The 14,028-nt window shown below is 59.0% G+C and carries 14 protein-coding genes and 1 tRNA gene; 9 read left to right on the forward strand and 6 right to left on the reverse strand.

Going from position 1 to position 14,028, the window contains the following annotated elements:
• The first annotated feature begins 73 nt into the window (after positions 1 to 73).
• From HMPREF1257_RS03430 to HMPREF1257_RS03440, 3 genes are all read left to right on the forward strand, one after another.
• Entirely contained in the window at positions 74 to 547 is a 474-nt protein-coding gene (locus HMPREF1257_RS03430; RefSeq protein ID WP_023022390.1) for a DUF6676 family protein, read from the forward strand.
• 1,687 nt (positions 548 to 2,234) lie between these two features.
• On the forward strand, positions 2,235 to 3,617 hold the full coding sequence (locus tag HMPREF1257_RS03435; RefSeq protein ID WP_023022388.1) for an NlpC/P60 family protein: 1,383 nt from the start codon (positions 2,235 to 2,237) through the stop codon (positions 3,615 to 3,617).
• Positions 3,618 to 3,649: 32 nt separating this feature from the next.
• Positions 3,650 to 4,723 carry a ferrochelatase gene (locus HMPREF1257_RS03440; protein ID WP_023022386.1) on the forward strand — a complete coding sequence of 358 codons (1,074 nt, stop codon included), beginning with the start codon at positions 3,650 to 3,652 and terminating at the stop codon, positions 4,721 to 4,723.
• Between the two features lie 22 nt (positions 4,724 to 4,745).
• On the opposite strand, the gene HMPREF1257_RS03445 is transcribed toward HMPREF1257_RS03440, so the two are convergent.
• Positions 4,746 to 5,519 (reverse strand): hypothetical protein, encoded by a 774-nt coding sequence (locus HMPREF1257_RS03445; protein ID WP_023022384.1) that lies wholly within the window; start codon positions 5,517 to 5,519, stop codon positions 4,746 to 4,748.
• A gap of 33 nt (positions 5,520 to 5,552) precedes the next feature.
• On the opposite strand from HMPREF1257_RS03445, the gene HMPREF1257_RS03450 reads away from it, so the two are divergent.
• Positions 5,553 to 6,392, forward strand: coding sequence for a DUF3097 domain-containing protein (locus tag HMPREF1257_RS03450; RefSeq protein ID WP_023022382.1), 840 nt, complete (start codon positions 5,553 to 5,555; stop codon positions 6,390 to 6,392).
• 26 nt (positions 6,393 to 6,418) lie between these two features.
• Here HMPREF1257_RS03450 and HMPREF1257_RS03455 read toward each other — a convergent pair whose 3' ends face one another.
• The 3 genes from HMPREF1257_RS03455 to HMPREF1257_RS03465 all read right to left on the reverse strand — a co-directional run bounded on the left by HMPREF1257_RS03455 (position 6,419) and on the right by HMPREF1257_RS03465 (position 7,949).
• Positions 6,419 to 6,991, reverse strand: a complete 573-nt coding sequence (locus HMPREF1257_RS03455; protein WP_023022380.1) for a hypothetical protein — start codon at positions 6,989 to 6,991, stop codon at positions 6,419 to 6,421.
• A 29-nt stretch (positions 6,992 to 7,020) separates the two neighbouring features.
• A complete protein-coding gene (locus HMPREF1257_RS03460; protein ID WP_023022378.1) occupies positions 7,021 to 7,761 on the reverse strand; it encodes a TVP38/TMEM64 family protein in 741 nt (246 codons plus the stop codon).
• Between the two features lie 102 nt (positions 7,762 to 7,863).
• A tRNA-Leu gene (locus HMPREF1257_RS03465) sits at positions 7,864 to 7,949 on the reverse strand.
• A gap of 239 nt (positions 7,950 to 8,188) precedes the next feature.
• Between HMPREF1257_RS03465 and HMPREF1257_RS03470 the strand changes: the two genes are divergently transcribed.
• Together HMPREF1257_RS03470 and HMPREF1257_RS03475 are read left to right on the forward strand one after the other, a co-directional pair.
• Positions 8,189 to 8,728 (forward strand): YbhB/YbcL family Raf kinase inhibitor-like protein, encoded by a 540-nt coding sequence (locus HMPREF1257_RS03470; protein WP_023022376.1) that lies wholly within the window; start codon positions 8,189 to 8,191, stop codon positions 8,726 to 8,728.
• Entirely contained in the window at positions 8,728 to 9,120 is a 393-nt protein-coding gene (locus tag HMPREF1257_RS03475; protein ID WP_023022374.1) for a hypothetical protein, read from the forward strand. The genes HMPREF1257_RS03470 and HMPREF1257_RS03475 overlap by 1 nt, the downstream gene beginning before the upstream one ends.
• A 65-nt stretch (positions 9,121 to 9,185) precedes the next feature.
• Here the strand turns inward: HMPREF1257_RS03475 and HMPREF1257_RS03480 are convergent, their stop codons facing one another.
• Both HMPREF1257_RS03480 and HMPREF1257_RS03485 read right to left on the reverse strand, forming a co-directional pair.
• Entirely contained in the window at positions 9,186 to 10,301 is a 1,116-nt protein-coding gene (locus tag HMPREF1257_RS03480; protein ID WP_023022372.1) for a quinone-dependent dihydroorotate dehydrogenase, read from the reverse strand.
• Between the two features lie 3 nt (positions 10,302 to 10,304).
• Positions 10,305 to 11,357, reverse strand: coding sequence for a hypothetical protein (locus HMPREF1257_RS03485; protein ID WP_023022370.1), 1,053 nt, complete (start codon positions 11,355 to 11,357; stop codon positions 10,305 to 10,307).
• Positions 11,358 to 11,423: 66 nt separating this feature from the next.
• On the opposite strand from HMPREF1257_RS03485, the gene HMPREF1257_RS03490 reads away from it, so the two are divergent.
• From HMPREF1257_RS03490 to HMPREF1257_RS03500, 3 genes are read left to right on the forward strand one after another with little or no spacing between them, the layout of a single operon-like run.
• Complete coding sequence (locus HMPREF1257_RS03490; protein ID WP_051138371.1) at positions 11,424 to 12,278, forward strand: undecaprenyl-diphosphate phosphatase; 855 nt, start codon at positions 11,424 to 11,426, stop codon at positions 12,276 to 12,278.
• Between the two features lie 33 nt (positions 12,279 to 12,311).
• Positions 12,312 to 13,550, forward strand: coding sequence for a cysteine--1-D-myo-inosityl 2-amino-2-deoxy-alpha-D-glucopyranoside ligase (mshC, locus tag HMPREF1257_RS03495; RefSeq protein WP_023022366.1), 1,239 nt, complete (start codon positions 12,312 to 12,314; stop codon positions 13,548 to 13,550).
• A 24-nt stretch (positions 13,551 to 13,574) separates the two neighbouring features.
• Entirely contained in the window at positions 13,575 to 13,958 is a 384-nt protein-coding gene (locus HMPREF1257_RS03500; protein WP_023022364.1) for a hypothetical protein, read from the forward strand.
• Positions 13,959 to 14,028: the final 70 nt, after the last annotated feature.

A 14,028-nucleotide genomic window follows, 5' to 3' on the forward strand; every position in this document is an offset into this window, starting at 1 on the left:
TATGCGCAGTGCATAACCCCCGATTTCGGGTGCACGAGCCTCCGTAACAGGGAAATAGAGGGAAGAGGATTGAATGGTTCCGGGTGATGTGGACGTCCCGCGGCTGGCTCAGCAGCTCAAGCAGGATGGCGTGGCTTATTCCGCACCCTCCCTGGAATCGGATACTCAGCTGAACGCACACGTCGCAGAGCAACTGCGTGAGGGTGACGGGGTTGCCGTGGTCGATGTCTTTGTCTCCAAGGCCGCCGACGCGCGCGACATTGCACAAGAGCTCCATGATGCTACCGATCTGCACACTGTCATCGTGCAGACCCCGCGCCATGTCTCCTCGGTTAGCGAGAACTATAGCCGTGCGGATATTGAATCTTCCCAGGCGCAATTAAAACCGGGACTTAACCAAGTCGATCTTGTGCAGCAGTACTATGCAGGGCTTGAGCAAAGCAGCTTTCCGATGATCGCAGTCGTCGCCGTCGTCGCCATACTCGCCCTACTTTTCGGCGGTTTAAGTTATTGGCGTGCCTCCCTTCACCGCGAACTTCGGGGGTAAGTAGCTGCCATTCAGGAGGGCGCGGGTCCGGGGAGGGTGGACGTATCAAGGCGTCCAAACGTATCCAACTTCTAGCTATGTTTGTTCGAAAAAGTAGAAGAAAAATTCCATTTTTTCAGCGCTCGGCGCGCCCCAGAACCATCCGCCGAATCGAGCTAAATTTTGCGGCCGCATGAGCGTCGTGGCGTACCACACCGAAGGGACTTGCGGTGCCCACCCTGAGGTTTATAGAAAATGATGTTCAGGAATTGGCGTGATTCATCAGCCTCCTTACGGGCGCCCCTCGGGCGACTCCGGGTCGCTGCGGATGAAGAAAACTGTGGTTGCCTAAAAGGTCAGGGGAGCGGGGGAGGGGTCAAAGTAAAGGCTTAGTGGTTGACTTGAGTTGGGGGAGTGGTTCTAGAGCTGTGAAATGGCTCCGAATTGGTTACAGCTCGGGGCGCAAGACCCTCGAAATACGAAAACCAAAGTGATGAACATCACAATAACGGGATGGTAACAAAATTATTGCAGGTTAGGTACGACTGTTGCGTCATGTGGTTTAACTTGACTCCACGTAATTAAGTGGAATGTGTGCGAAAAGGGCGTGTCGTGACGTATGGTTCGAGTGTCGACTCAAGGGACATGAATATCTTCTTGAGTTCATGGGCTTAGCCTTGACGGTCAATTGAAGATTCGCACGGGTATGTGGGGAAGCACGCCTCGCGGGAATCGAGGAATTGGCGGTTCTTGGAAGTCAATGAACCACGGAGCGAACTCTCGAACGGGAGAGTAGAAAATCTTTCACTTGAGCGATGACAATGTTCGAAAAATAAACATCAACCCACCTTCCTTAAAAGTGGTGAGACGAGTTCGCTAGAGCTCCGTTGTGTGGGTATGCGGGTGTTGTTCTTTGTCGAGCCCTTCGATATTGGATTCCCAGAGAAGCGGAATCCAGGCACGAGGTTCGCGAGGAGCGCAGTCGGGTACGTGCAGAATGGGAGAATGAGGGAACCGGAATCACACTAGGGCCAGCATCGTGTGGCCTGTTCATGGTTTGTGGCCGCTTGCCCTCGCACGGAAGAGTACGCGAATAAAGCTGTACATCCACTGCGCCGCGGCGAGTTGCGCCAAGGATCATAGGGCAGTTCTCACTGTGCCAAGCGCAGCGTGCGAAGGGGCTTGGACTCTTTTAGCAACCCAAATTCACCGCAGGCCACAACTGGAGCTCTATGAAGATGCGCCAATCCTAGATTGGAACTGCAATGGGAGAGTAGTAGATGCTCCCTGCAGCGCTAGAGCGCTCACGCTCACAGTAAACCGCGTAGGACACGTGGAGAAAGTGCACCATACATGTCGCTGGTATGGGGAAATAGTAGCGATTGTTGGGCATTGAGTCGTGAGGCTACTGAGCTCAAGCATCAGTGCATAGAGCTTTAATAGACGTGCGCAATCCCTAGGTGAAGTCTTTACTTTTCGGGCTCATGTGCCGCTTACCTCCTGGAGCTAAGGGCTGCCAGGGCGATAACGCATACCCATAAGCCTTTGGGTGTGCGGCTATCGGATTCGGAATATCGCAACGAAGACTCTGAGCTTGCTGCTGTGCGAAAATGCGCAAGCTTCAGTGTCTCGGGCATTCCTATGCCCAAGTGCGGTTCATGGTGTCCCAATCTTTAACAGGAAGGTGGTCCAAACAAGGAGAATTCCAGTGGCCACTATTCGTCTACCGCGCATCCGACATGTTCGCGCAACTATAGCTGCAGTCGCAGGTGCCGCAGCGCTATCGCCCCTTACGTCCATCGCTCCCGCAGGAGCAGATGAGCACCCCGATCCCGCCCAAGCCGGCGCGGTTGAAGAAGTTCCAAGCGCCGGTGCAGATGACTCCATTGCCCGCGCTGTATCAAACGTTGATGCTCAGCAGCGGGACGTAGATCAGCTGCGGCAGCTGCTCGACCAGGCGGAGGAGCAAGCGGCGGCCGCGACAGAGCGCATCGCCCAGCTTTCGGCCGATCCTGAGCTTGCGGACGATGCGGCAGAGCTTGACCAAGCTTATGCCGATAAGCGCGCAGCCGAATCGGCAATGGTAGAGCACCGCCGTAACTTGGCCCAGCGGGAAGCTCAAATGAATGCCACCCGTAACTTCGCCGAGGCGTCTTTTGCTCACCAGCAGCAGGCGGTGGAGGTATCCCAACAAGGCGACCTTCCAAAGGTGCAAAATCAAGATAATAACCTTGATTTTAAGGTAAATGGAGATGCGTTTGCCGATGCTCCCGTCAAGTCGAAAGACTTGAATAAAGACAAGGCTCAAAACTTTACCGACGAAATCGTTCCCGACGAGACTCCGCTACCTGAGGCGACTAATAACGACGTCGGTTCGGACGAGCAGGCGGATCCGGCGCCCCCGAAGGCGGAGTTCGGCACTGCGCTTAACCAGGGGGCAACCCCGTCCTTTAACACGGTGGACTTTGGCACCGGATCCTCGGCATCGGACGTTATGGACGTCGCCGGGGAGCTCGCCGCATCCGTCGACCAAGACGATGTGCGAGCACTGATGGAGGGATCTGCAGACTTGTTGGGGATTGGCAGCCCGAATACGGCGCCATCGGCAAGCACTGATCCTTCCGTCACCGGTCAAGGGTCAGGAGCGCCATCCACCCCTGCTCCGGGCAATAGCAGCCAGATTGAGGCGGTAATTGCTCGCGCAGAATCTGTCATCGGAACCCCATACGTGTGGGGCGGCGGCGACAACAATGGCCCAACTGGCGGCCTCCGGGACGGCGGCGTTGCCGATAGCTTTGGTGATTACGGCCGGAGCGGTTTTGATTGCTCTGGATTGACTAAGTACGCGTTCGCCGCAGCAGGCCTGGACCTTCCGCACTACACCGGTGCGCAGTACCAAATGGGCAACAAGGTTTCGCGCGACAACTTGCAGCGCGGCGACCTCATCTTCTACGGCGCCGGCGGTAGTCAGCATGTTGCGATCTACTTGGGCAATGACCAAATGATTGAAGCCCCGCAGTCTGGCCAGAACGTACAGGTCTCCCCCGTGCGCTGGGCTGGTGCGACCCCGGATGTCGTGCGTCTTCTCTAATTCTTAGCCTTGTGGTTGCTACTATTTAGGGCATGACTGACGCACAGCATCCTGCCCAAAATTTCGACGCCCTGCTCGTTCTTTCTTTCGGTGGCCCGGAAGGAAACGAGGAGGTCGTTCCGTTTTTAGAGAACGTTACGCGGGGCCGCGGAATTCCGCGCGAGCGCTTAGAAGTAGTGGGCGAGCATTATTACCACTTTGACGGGGTAAGCCCGATCAACGGCCTGAACCGGGAGATTATCAGTAACGTCGAAGGTGAGTTGAAAAAACGCGGACATAATCTACCGGTTTATTTTGGCAATCGGAACTGGCACCCCTTTGCCACAGCTACCGCAGAGAAAATGGCGGAAGAGGGGATCCGCACGGTGGCCGTCTTCGCCACCTCCGCTTGGGGAGGCTACTCGGCGTGCCGGCAATACGATGAAGACATCGCTGCAATGCGGCAACACCTTGCAGATAAGGCTCTGCCAGAAATCGAATTCACCAAGATTCGACAATTTTATGATCACCCCAAGTTTATCGCGGAGATGGCCGATGCCGTCGCCGAGGCCTGGCGCCGTATCCCCGCCGAGAAAATGGAGAGCGCGCGCATGCTGTTTACAGCCCACTCGGTGCCGAATGCACACGATAATGTCGGCGGTGCAGACGGGGACAAAAACCTTTACTCCCGGCAAGTAGCCGAAGCCTCCCGTCTGGTGGCCGAGCGCGCCGGAATTTCTGATTACGACTTGGTGTGGCAATCGCGCTCCGGTAACCCGAAGACGCCGTGGCTGGAACCGGATATCGTTGACCACACCACCGAAATCCATGACCGCGACGGGGTAGGCGCCGTAGTGGTGTGCCCCATCGGTTTCATCTCCGATCACATGGAGGTCATCTGGGACTTGGATTCCGAACTGCAAGCCGCAGCCGATGAGATGGGAGTACAGGTCGAGCGCGCCCGCACCGCTGGCCCCTCCCAGCGGTTTGCGGGCATGGTGGTGGATCTGGTGGAAGAACTCGAACAGGGGAAGCCGTGGGAGACCAGCGGGAATGTCACCGTACAAGGGTGCACCACCAACGGCGCGCCCTGCGCTGCAGGCTGCTGCGATATCCGCGCCCACTAAAGGGGCCGCGTGCGAGCCTGCTTCAGCGAGCGAATTCCGCTGCCGAATAAGCCACTCCCGTCATCCGCGCCTGCCGGATATGGCGCCATAGGCGGAGGAGCTGCGGGTCGAGGCTGTGATCGTTGATCCTATCCGTGACGGTTTCGATGATCGCGGCAACGCGGTCCGCGCGAGCAAAGAGTTTCGCAGCCCGGGGCGGGGTGGCCGGTGGCAGGCCGGGTGTGTCATAAAAATCGCTCAGGGTCCCCACCGTGAGCCGGGGATTAGTCAGCGCGGTGGACTGGTAGCCGGTGGCCGTAATGAGATCGGCGGATTCATCCGTTGCCTTAGTCAACAATGCGTCCGCCTCGCCGGGGCTCAGCCATGCCGGTGAAGGTAGCGGCTGATCCTCGCGGATTACCTGCCATGCCGTGTGAGCTCGATGGGGATAGGGGACAAGGACGAGCGAAACTTCCGGATCGTTGGTGCGCACAACGATGGCGCCCGCTGAACTTTGCGCGGCCGCACGGGCAGATTCTGATCCTGCGGGAAGCGCCGGCGCTTCACCCGGGCCAGATAAAATAAGCCGGAGAAGAGGCTCCCCGCCCGCGCCTGGCTGAGAAGTGAGCTCCTTCGTTTCGGCGCGCAGCAAGGCGAGCAAATCGATGAAGGGAGATTCATCCAAGCATTCGGGGCGCCCGCCCAGCTCTGTCAGGGCATCGAGCAGCTCATCTGTTGTCTCATGTCCCCACAACCACGCGGCTAGCCAGATGGCAGAGTTTTGGAGAGGGGACCACACTTCGGCGCGCATATCCATGGCGAGCAAGTGTAGTAGATAGACTATCGGGTCATGAGTTTAGATCCTTATGGCGGAGATATTTTTGCTGGGCACCGACGCAGCAAGCCCACCCAGTACCCAGAGGTGCCGGCAGACCCGGGCATGGTGGTAGAAGTGCGCGGTGATGACTTTGTGGGCGCCGTATTAGGCGTGGATAAGACCGTCTTTGGTGAGGTCGTGCGGCTAGAAGACCGCCACGGCGTCGAGCGAGTATTTAACCTTATTAAAGGCGGGTTCTTAGTAGAAGGTCAGCCGGTGACGCTTACGAGGTACGTGCCCAAGCAAGCACCCCGCAAATCCAACTCGGGATCTAGGCGGGTAGAAAACGTAGAAGCCAAGGTGGCAGCGCCATCGCGCATTTGGGTCGAAGGCGTCCACGATGCCGCCATCGTGGAAAAGGTGTGGGGGCATGACCTGCGCGTAGAAGGCGTGGTCGTGGAATACCTGGAGGGCTTGGACAACCTCGAAGAAAGGCTCGCCGAATTTCAGCCTGGCCCCGGCCGCCGGGTAGGCGTGCTCGCGGATCACCTGGTCAAAGGGTCGAAAGAAACACGAATGACCGAGTCAGTGGGGGAGCACGTTCTAGTCACCGGCCATCCTTTTGTTGATATTTGGGCGGCAGTAAAGCCGCAACGGGTAGGCCTGCAAGCATGGCCGGAGGTGCCGCGGGGCGAAGATTGGAAGACCGGGATTTGTCGCCGCGTGGGTTGGTCCGACCCCTCCGACGGGTGGCGCCACGTGTATAACGCGGTCCATTCTTTCCGGGACCTAGACTCCAGCCTTATCGGTGCGGTCGAACGGCTCGTGGATTTTGTGACCACGCCAGAGCTGCAGAAATCAGACCTTGTCTAGGCTCCAATAAGCGGTGCTTTCCGGGCTTAGGCTAAATTGGCGCGTTCAATGAGGTTGACCGCCAATTGCCATCCGGCCATCTCGGCGCTCCAGCCCGCAGCCTGCAGCCTTTGGGACATCGCCTGTTTGGAAATGCCCAATTCTTCCGCGGCCTCATTTTGATTGAGCCCCGCCCTTACGAGCGAAGTCGCCTCGCGGCCCTCGATGGTGCGCTTATTAAGGACATATCCAATGAGCGCAAAGGCCGCGGCGATATCGCTTGCCTCTGCGGAACGGCCGCGCTTATTGAGCTTGGTATAGACCTGCCCCATGCGCGCGGAATTTTTGAGCGCCGCGGTAGCCACGTGGCGCGCGCTTTCCTCGTCTGCCTGGTTGCCGGGGCTGATGCCGATGCCGATGGCCCAGTCGCCATCGGCAAGCAAGGCCATGACAACCTCACACACTGCGGTGGCGGAATCGACAACGGCGCAAATATCCTCCACACCAAGGACGTGAAACTCGCCGACGCCCTCGAGAGTGGATAGCGCGGCGGCCGAGCGCTGCACGAGCTCAGCGCGGCGCACGGAACGCCCACGGTAGCGGGCATGGACAGCGAGCACGAGGTTCCTCCTTCATCGCGAGCAGTTCGTTACAGTCTACCGCTTAACCTTGACTGGACGGGAGTCGGCAGGCGCGAATCGAGAACAAGCCCGCCTATGCCGGCGAGGGCAAAGACGATAAAGGCAGCGATAATTCCGGGACTGGCCGTGCCAGTAAGGGCATCGCCGAAAAAGACGCCAATGACCGTGGTAGGAATCGAGCCGAACAACGTAGCTACCGTAAAGTGCGAAACGCTGATGGGGGTAAGCGCAGCGACATAGTTGAGAAGGCTGAAGGGCACTCCCGCGACCATGCGCAGGGAAGCGATGGCCAGCCAACCGCGCCGCTCGAGGTGGGCATTGATGGTATAAACCGCAGGATGAGCAAGGTGCGGCCTAATCCAGTCTCCGAGCAGGCTGCGCACAATCAGCAGCGATAATACGGCCGAGATGGTGAGCGCGAATAGCGAGATAGCAAGACCCCGCCAAGGGCCGAAAAGGATGCCAGCTGCAATCGTCCAGATGGTCCGGGGTAGGGGAAATTGCGTAAATATGACATAACCTAGCGTGAAGGCAACCGGAAACCACGCGCCAAGGCGGGCAGCGGCGGCCCGCATCTGGGAGAGATCGGGAATATCGAGCCAGATAAAAAGCGCAACTCCAGCAAGTGCGAGCGCGATGATGAGGCTCCAGCGTCGCGGTGACCACGCGCGGATTGAGCCCCAAGCAGAGTGGATGAGTTGAACGCAGAAGCTACCAAAGCTGCGTATCCAATCCCGGAAAGTGGTCATGCGTTTGTATCGTAGTCGGCTGGGCCGGGCTGATAGAAAAGAGCTGTACTCATAGAAAAATCTCGAGACACCATAGGAACGATGTCTCGAGACTTCACGATGTGCCCGGAGGGGGACTTGAACCCCCACGTCCGTTAATAGGACACTAGCACCTCAAGCTAGCGCGTCTGCCATTCCGCCACCCGGGCAGGGTGTTTGCAACCTCTCGGTTGGGCACCCCGAAACTTTATCGTGTTCCGCTATTGGAATACAAATCGCCAGGTAAATCCTCATAAAACGGACGATCTCAAGGCGGTGAAAATACATCCTTGTAACTTGGGTAGCCGTAGCGCGAAAGCAGGAACGCGGTACGAAACCAGCCGCCTAGTGGAGGGTTAGTGGGGAGGGACATCGACAAGCGCGTGTGATCTGCGGTACAAAGGGGTACATGACTTCTTATGCAGATGACACTCGATTCCCCGGACCTGACCCATACGCCCCGCTGCGCGATCTCCCCAGCTTCGGGCTGTCTTCTACCGACTTGGTAGAAGGCGATGAGATCCCAGAAAAGCACCGCGCGCCGGAAAGCGTGTCCCCGCAGCTGGCATGGTCCGGGCTGCCGGAGGGAACCAAGTCTTTGGCCGTCACCTGCTTTGACCCGGATGCACCGACTGCCTCCGGTTTCTGGCACTGGGCCGCCTTTAATATCCCCACCGATGTCTCCGAGCTGCCCACCAATGCCGGTGCGGCAGAGGACCTTGGCATCGACGGTGTTATCAGCCTGCGCAATGATTCCGGCAACCGTACCCACTTTGGTGCTAATCCGCCGGCCGGCCACGCGCCGCACCGCTACCTCTACGCGGTCCACGCCGTAGACGTAGAAACCCTCGACATTGATCCAGATTCTTCCCCGACCGTCCTCGGCTTCAACCTGCACTTCCACGCGCTGGGCCGGGCAATCCTTTGGGGTTGGTACGAGGCCAAGTAATGGCGAGTTCCGCTCCTAAAAATCCAGTGACCCCACCCGCAGCGCTGCGGGTGGGCGGCGCTTTTTTGGTCGTCGCTTTTGTGCTGGTGCTTTTCGCCCTCATCTCCGTTTTTAGCGATGGATGGGGCGCACCCTTTGTCTGGACCTACAGCAACCTCGCGATCATCATCGCTGCGGTGATGGTGGGTGCATTCAGCACGATGAGCAAGGAGCATGCCGGCAGCCGCGCGCAGATCATCGCCCTGGCAGTGGCGGTGGCGTTGATCATTGCTAGCCGCTTTCTGCCGCAGCACGATTTGCTGATTCAGCAGCAGTATTGGTTGCTCTTTTATGCCGGCATGTCTGCCATCTGCGCCTTGATTTTGCGGCGCAGCGTCATGGCGACCTCTTAAGCGGTCCCTAAAACAAGCAATGCCACGTGTTTCTACACGTGGCATTTTCTTTATCTAATGAGCTGCTAGTTTATTGCCGTCCACGGCAGGTTGGAGCCTACTGCCTCAGAGATATTGCTTAGGCCGTGGGCGCGAATCTGCTTGGCGATTCCCCTGTGAATGTCCCGAATCCAGTCCGGCCCGCCGTAGATGAGCCCGGTATAGCCCTGGAGGAGGCTGGCACCGGCGGCAATCCGCTCCCACGCCTGTTCTGGGGTGGTAATGCCACCGACGGAAATAAGGACAAGCTGCGAGCCCACGCGCGCGTTAAGGCGGCGGAGTACCTCTAAGGAGCGCTCGGCCACCGGTGGGCCGGAAATGCCACCGGCACCAAGGGCTTCTACCTCCGCGCGGGGAGTGTTAAGCCCCTCGCGGGAGATGGTGGTATTGGTGGCGACGATGCCGGTAAGGCCCAGTTCGACTGCGAGATCGGCGACGGCATCGACATCGGCATCCGAAAGGTCCGGCGCGATTTTTACCATGACGGGGACATCGGTGGATTCTTGCACGGCGCGCAGGATGGGGCGCAGCGATTCGACCGCCTGCAGGTCACGCAACCCCGGAGTATTGGGGGAGGAGACATTAACCACCAGGTAGTCCGCCAGACCGCCTAAGACGGACGCGGAGCGGCGGTAATCATCCACGGCGCGTTCGGCCGGGGTGACCTTGGTTTTGCCGATATTAATCCCGATGACGTCGTTGTACCGGCGCTTGCGCAGGTTCTCTGCCACGGCGGCCGCACCCTCATTATTAAAACCCATCCGGTTTAAGATGGCGGCATCTTCTTTGAGGCGGAAGAGGCGGGGAGTCGGGTTTCCCGGCTGCGCCTGTGCCGTGACGGTGCCCAGTTCGGCGTAGCCGAAACCAAGGGGAGACCAGGCATCGGCGGCCGCGGCGTTCTTATCAAAACCGGCCGCAAGGCCGAGCGGGCGCGGGAAGGTGATCCCGCACACGTCTTGTTTCAAGATTGGATTGTTGACCGGCAGGACGCGGCCAAGCACCCGATTGGCGGGACCTGCCACGTGCAGGCCGTGCAGCCCGGAATTGATAATGCCGTGGATGCGCTCGGGGCTGAGGCGAAACATCCCGCGCAGCGCCAGCTGATAGGCGCCTTTGCGCAGCGAATCGAAGGTCGAAACCATGGATTAAGACTCCTTTGCCTTTGTCAGGTGTGGATCCGCCACGAACTGCAGCCCCTGGCCGGATGCGGAGGCAAGCACGATGGTGCCATTGGATAGGGCGGTTATATTTTGGGCATCGGCAAGCGTGGCAATCTCGCCGCGGGATTCGGGAACGCCCTTGTCAATGGAATAGGCGTGCGCGATGTTGTTATCGGTGGTGGTAACCCACGCGAGCTCGCGCGAATCATCCCAGGCCACCGCCCAGGGGGTGCCGTCTACCACGCCGTATTGGTGCAGGCGGATGACGTCATCGGAGGTATAGACCGCGATCCGGTCGCCCTCGGTATCGGAGGCGAGCACGACGCCGTTGTCACCTACCGCGATTTGGCCGACACCCTGGCCAGCGCGCAACCGCCCGCCGGCGCGATCGTTGGGCCAATCGATGTTTTGGATGGTGGAATCCGAACGTTGAATACGCACAATCCCGTCGTCGCCGTCCGCGTTGGGAACGGCGAGCATCTGGTCCGAGCCGGCCTCGACGGAGATTTCGCCGTCCCGCGTGCCATCCTTGTACCGGCCGACCACAGCGGAGTCGTCAGCGGTGACAAAGACCTCGCCGGTCGAAATCTGGGTAGCGGCGGTGACCTGGAAGTCCTCATCCATGTTGATTTCTTCCGGTGATTCCGGCGCAGAAGGATCGATGAGCAGGACCTTATCCGGGCAGGCCAAGACGAATCCAGATTCGGAGGAACTTAAATCGCCGCAGGTAGAATCGATATCGATGCTCTTGGCCTTCTTAGCAGCAAAGTCATCCTGGCTGCCAATGCGCACCTGGTCCGCGGTGCGAACAGCAATCGTATCTTTCACCGCGTCCAGATCCGTGATGTCTTCATCGAAGTCGATGACCGTGCCGGCTGGATCGGTGTCGCTCGGAGAAGCAGCCGGGGTGGCATTGCCCTTTACTGCGGTTTCGGGATCACCGCCTACGCCCACGGTGGAATCGCAGGCGGCCAGCGTAGCAGTGGAGAGTGCTAGCAAGCTGGATAGTACGAGTGTGGAGCGGGATCGTGATTTCACGGATACTTATCCTAACAGCGCGCGTTGCGATTTCCCGAAGCCGTGCGCGGCGGTAGTGTATGGCGGGTGATTTCTGATACCGCGACCGAAGCAGTTTCTTGGGCACAAGTTATCGTTTTATCCATTGTGCAGGGGCTTACGGAGTTTCTCCCGGTAAGCTCCTCTGGGCACCTGCGCATTGTTTCCGAGCTCTTTTGGGGCAACGATGCCGGTGCTTCCTTTACGGCCGTCATCCAGCTCGGCACCGAGCTTGCCGTGCTGGTCTATTTCGCCCCAATGATTTGGCAAATCCTCTCCGGATGGCTCCGCGGGTGGACCAACCCCGCCTCGCGCGGGCAGGACTGGCGCATGGGCTGGATGGTCATCGCCGGTTCCATTCCCATCGGCGTTATTGGGTTGGTTTTTGAAGATGCCATCCGCGGGGCGCTGCGCAACCTGTGGATCACCGCTGCGATGCTGATCCTTTTCTCCTTCGTCTTCATCGCCGCCGAGCGCGTGGGCTCCAAAAAGCGCGGTTTTGAGGAGCTGACGATGAAAGATGCCATCATCATGGGCCTGTGCCAGTGCCTGGCGCTGATCCCTGGCGTTTCGCGTTCGGGCGGCACCATTTCCGGTGGTCTTTTCTTGGGCCTCGACCGCGAGGTGGCCACGCGCTTTAGCTTCCTCCTGGCCATTCCGGCGGTGCTGGCGTCGGGGCTTTTTTCGCTTCCCGATGCCTTCGCGCCCGAAGCCGGCCAAGCCGCGTCCGGCATGCAGCTGCTCGTGGGCACCGGTATCGCTTTTGGCTTGGGCTACGCCTCGATTGCGTGGTTGTTGAACTTCGTGGGCAACCACTCCTTTGCATGGTTCGCGGCCTACCGCATCCCAGTGGGCATCCTCGTGATGATTCTGCTGGCCTTGGGGGTCCTACAGCCCATTTAAATCGCCCCATAAGTTCGCGTTAGGATAGGTGCCATGCATTCTTGGCCAACACCTACTTATAGTCGCATCCCAGGCGATGCGGCGCAGCTCTATCTCTACGACTCCGCGAATCAAACCAAGGCCCCCGTGCAGGTAAAGGGGGATACCGCCACCATGTACGTGTGCGGCATTACCCCGTATGATTCGACCCACTTGGGCCACGCAGCCACCTACCTCACCTTCGACCTGATCTACCGGCAGTTCCTGGACGCTGGCAAGAAGGTCAATTACGCGCAAAATATCACCGACGTCGATGACCCACTCTTTGAGCGCGCGGAGCGCGACGGCGTTGATTGGCGCGAACTCGGCACCTCCCAGATCGACCTTTTCCGCTCCGATATGGAACTTTTATCGGTCATCCCGCCGCAGCACTTCATCGGCGCCATGGAAGCAGTCGATGAGATCGTGGACATGGTGCAAAAACTATTGGATAACGGCGCCGCTTACGTGGTCGATGACCCGGAGTACCCCGATGTGTATGCCTCCATCGATGCCACCGAGGAATTTGGCTACGAATCCAATTACTCGATGGAACAGATGCAGGAATTTTTTGCCGAGCGCGGCGGCGACCCCGACCGCCCGGGCAAGAAGCACCCCATGGATGCCCTGATTTGGCGCGCCCACCGCGAAGGCGAACCGGCGTGGGAGTCTCCCTTCGGTCCCGGACGCCCCGGCTGGCACATCGAGTGCTCTGCTATCGCCACCAATTACTTGGGCAGCACCTTTGATATCCAAGGCGGCGGCAGCGATCTGAAGTTCCCGCACCATGAATTCTCCGCCGCGCATGCAGAGGCCGCCTTGGGCGTAGACCGCATGGCGCAGTTCTACGTCCACACGGGAATGATCGGCCTCGACGGCGTGAAAATGTCCAAGTCCCTGGGCAACCTGGTCTTCGTCCACAAGCTCGTGGAGCAAGGCGAAGATCCCTCCGCCATCCGCCTTGGCGTATTCTCCGGCCACTACCGCGCTGAGCGGGGCTGGTCCGATGAGGTGCTCGACCAAGCCAAGACCCGCCTGGCCATGTGGCGCTCTGCCCTGGAAAGCCCTGGGTCCCTGTCGGCTGCGGAAGGTGCGGTAGCGGGGCTTCGCCAAGCGCTTGCCGATGACCTCGATACCCCCACCGCGCTGCGCGTCATCGACGATTGGGCAGGCAGTAACCGGGGTGAAGACGAGGAAGGTGCTGCGGAGTTAGTGCGTACAGCACTTAATTCGCTGCTCGGCGTGCAGGCCTAGCCAACTTAGGGCAATATCGACAGCATGAGCATTCGCGCAGATTTCCAACCCACCGTTGATGAGTTCATTGCTGATCTTAAGTCCTTCGCCACCGGCGATTACCTCAAGGACGAGGAAAAAGAATTCTGGGAGGCACCGTTTAACGCGGCGGTCCTACCAGAACTCAAAGGCCACCTCGAGCAGATGTTGGATGGGTTGGACGGGCTGCCGGACGATCCTGATGGCGGCCAGCTCGCCGCGGTGCTGAATAAGACCGTGCAAAAACTCGCCACCTTCAATCGCAAGCAACACGATGCGGTGGTGGAGCCGGAGGAAAAGGAAGAAATCGCCGAGCTGATGTACAACGCCTCCGCGGCTACCGGCGCCGATGATGAGGCGCTGTCACAGATCCCAGAGTTGGACTTCTAGGCCCCTTTACGGCGCCAGCCCGCCGTGGATAGATTCCTAAGGTGAAGTTGATTGATCACCGCGCAGCGCG

The organism is Corynebacterium sp. KPL1814 (assembly GCF_000478175.1).
In the GTDB taxonomy this organism is placed as follows: Bacteria; Actinomycetota; Actinomycetes; order Mycobacteriales; family Mycobacteriaceae; genus Corynebacterium.

Bases quoted from the DNA above. Each gene is read 5' to 3' on its own strand.
- HMPREF1257_RS03430 (WP_023022390.1), top strand. From the start codon at position 74: ATGGTTCCGGGTGATGTGGACGTCCCGCGGCTGGCTCAGCAGCTCAAG.
- HMPREF1257_RS03440 (WP_023022386.1), top strand. From the start codon at position 3,650: ATGACTGACGCACAGCATCCTGCCCAAAATTTCGACGCCCTGCTCGTT.
- HMPREF1257_RS03445 (WP_023022384.1), bottom strand. From the start codon at position 5,519: ATGGATATGCGCGCCGAAGTGTGGTCCCCTCTCCAAAACTCTGCCATC.
- HMPREF1257_RS03450 (WP_023022382.1), top strand. From the start codon at position 5,553: ATGAGTTTAGATCCTTATGGCGGAGATATTTTTGCTGGGCACCGACGC.
- HMPREF1257_RS03460 (WP_023022378.1), bottom strand. From the start codon at position 7,761: ATGACCACTTTCCGGGATTGGATACGCAGCTTTGGTAGCTTCTGCGTT.
- HMPREF1257_RS03470 (WP_023022376.1), top strand. From the start codon at position 8,189: ATGACTTCTTATGCAGATGACACTCGATTCCCCGGACCTGACCCATAC.
- HMPREF1257_RS03475 (WP_023022374.1), top strand. From the start codon at position 8,728: ATGGCGAGTTCCGCTCCTAAAAATCCAGTGACCCCACCCGCAGCGCTG.
- HMPREF1257_RS03480 (WP_023022372.1), bottom strand. From the start codon at position 10,301: ATGGTTTCGACCTTCGATTCGCTGCGCAAAGGCGCCTATCAGCTGGCG.
- mshC (WP_023022366.1), top strand. From the start codon at position 12,312: ATGCATTCTTGGCCAACACCTACTTATAGTCGCATCCCAGGCGATGCG.
- HMPREF1257_RS03500 (WP_023022364.1), top strand. From the start codon at position 13,575: ATGAGCATTCGCGCAGATTTCCAACCCACCGTTGATGAGTTCATTGCT.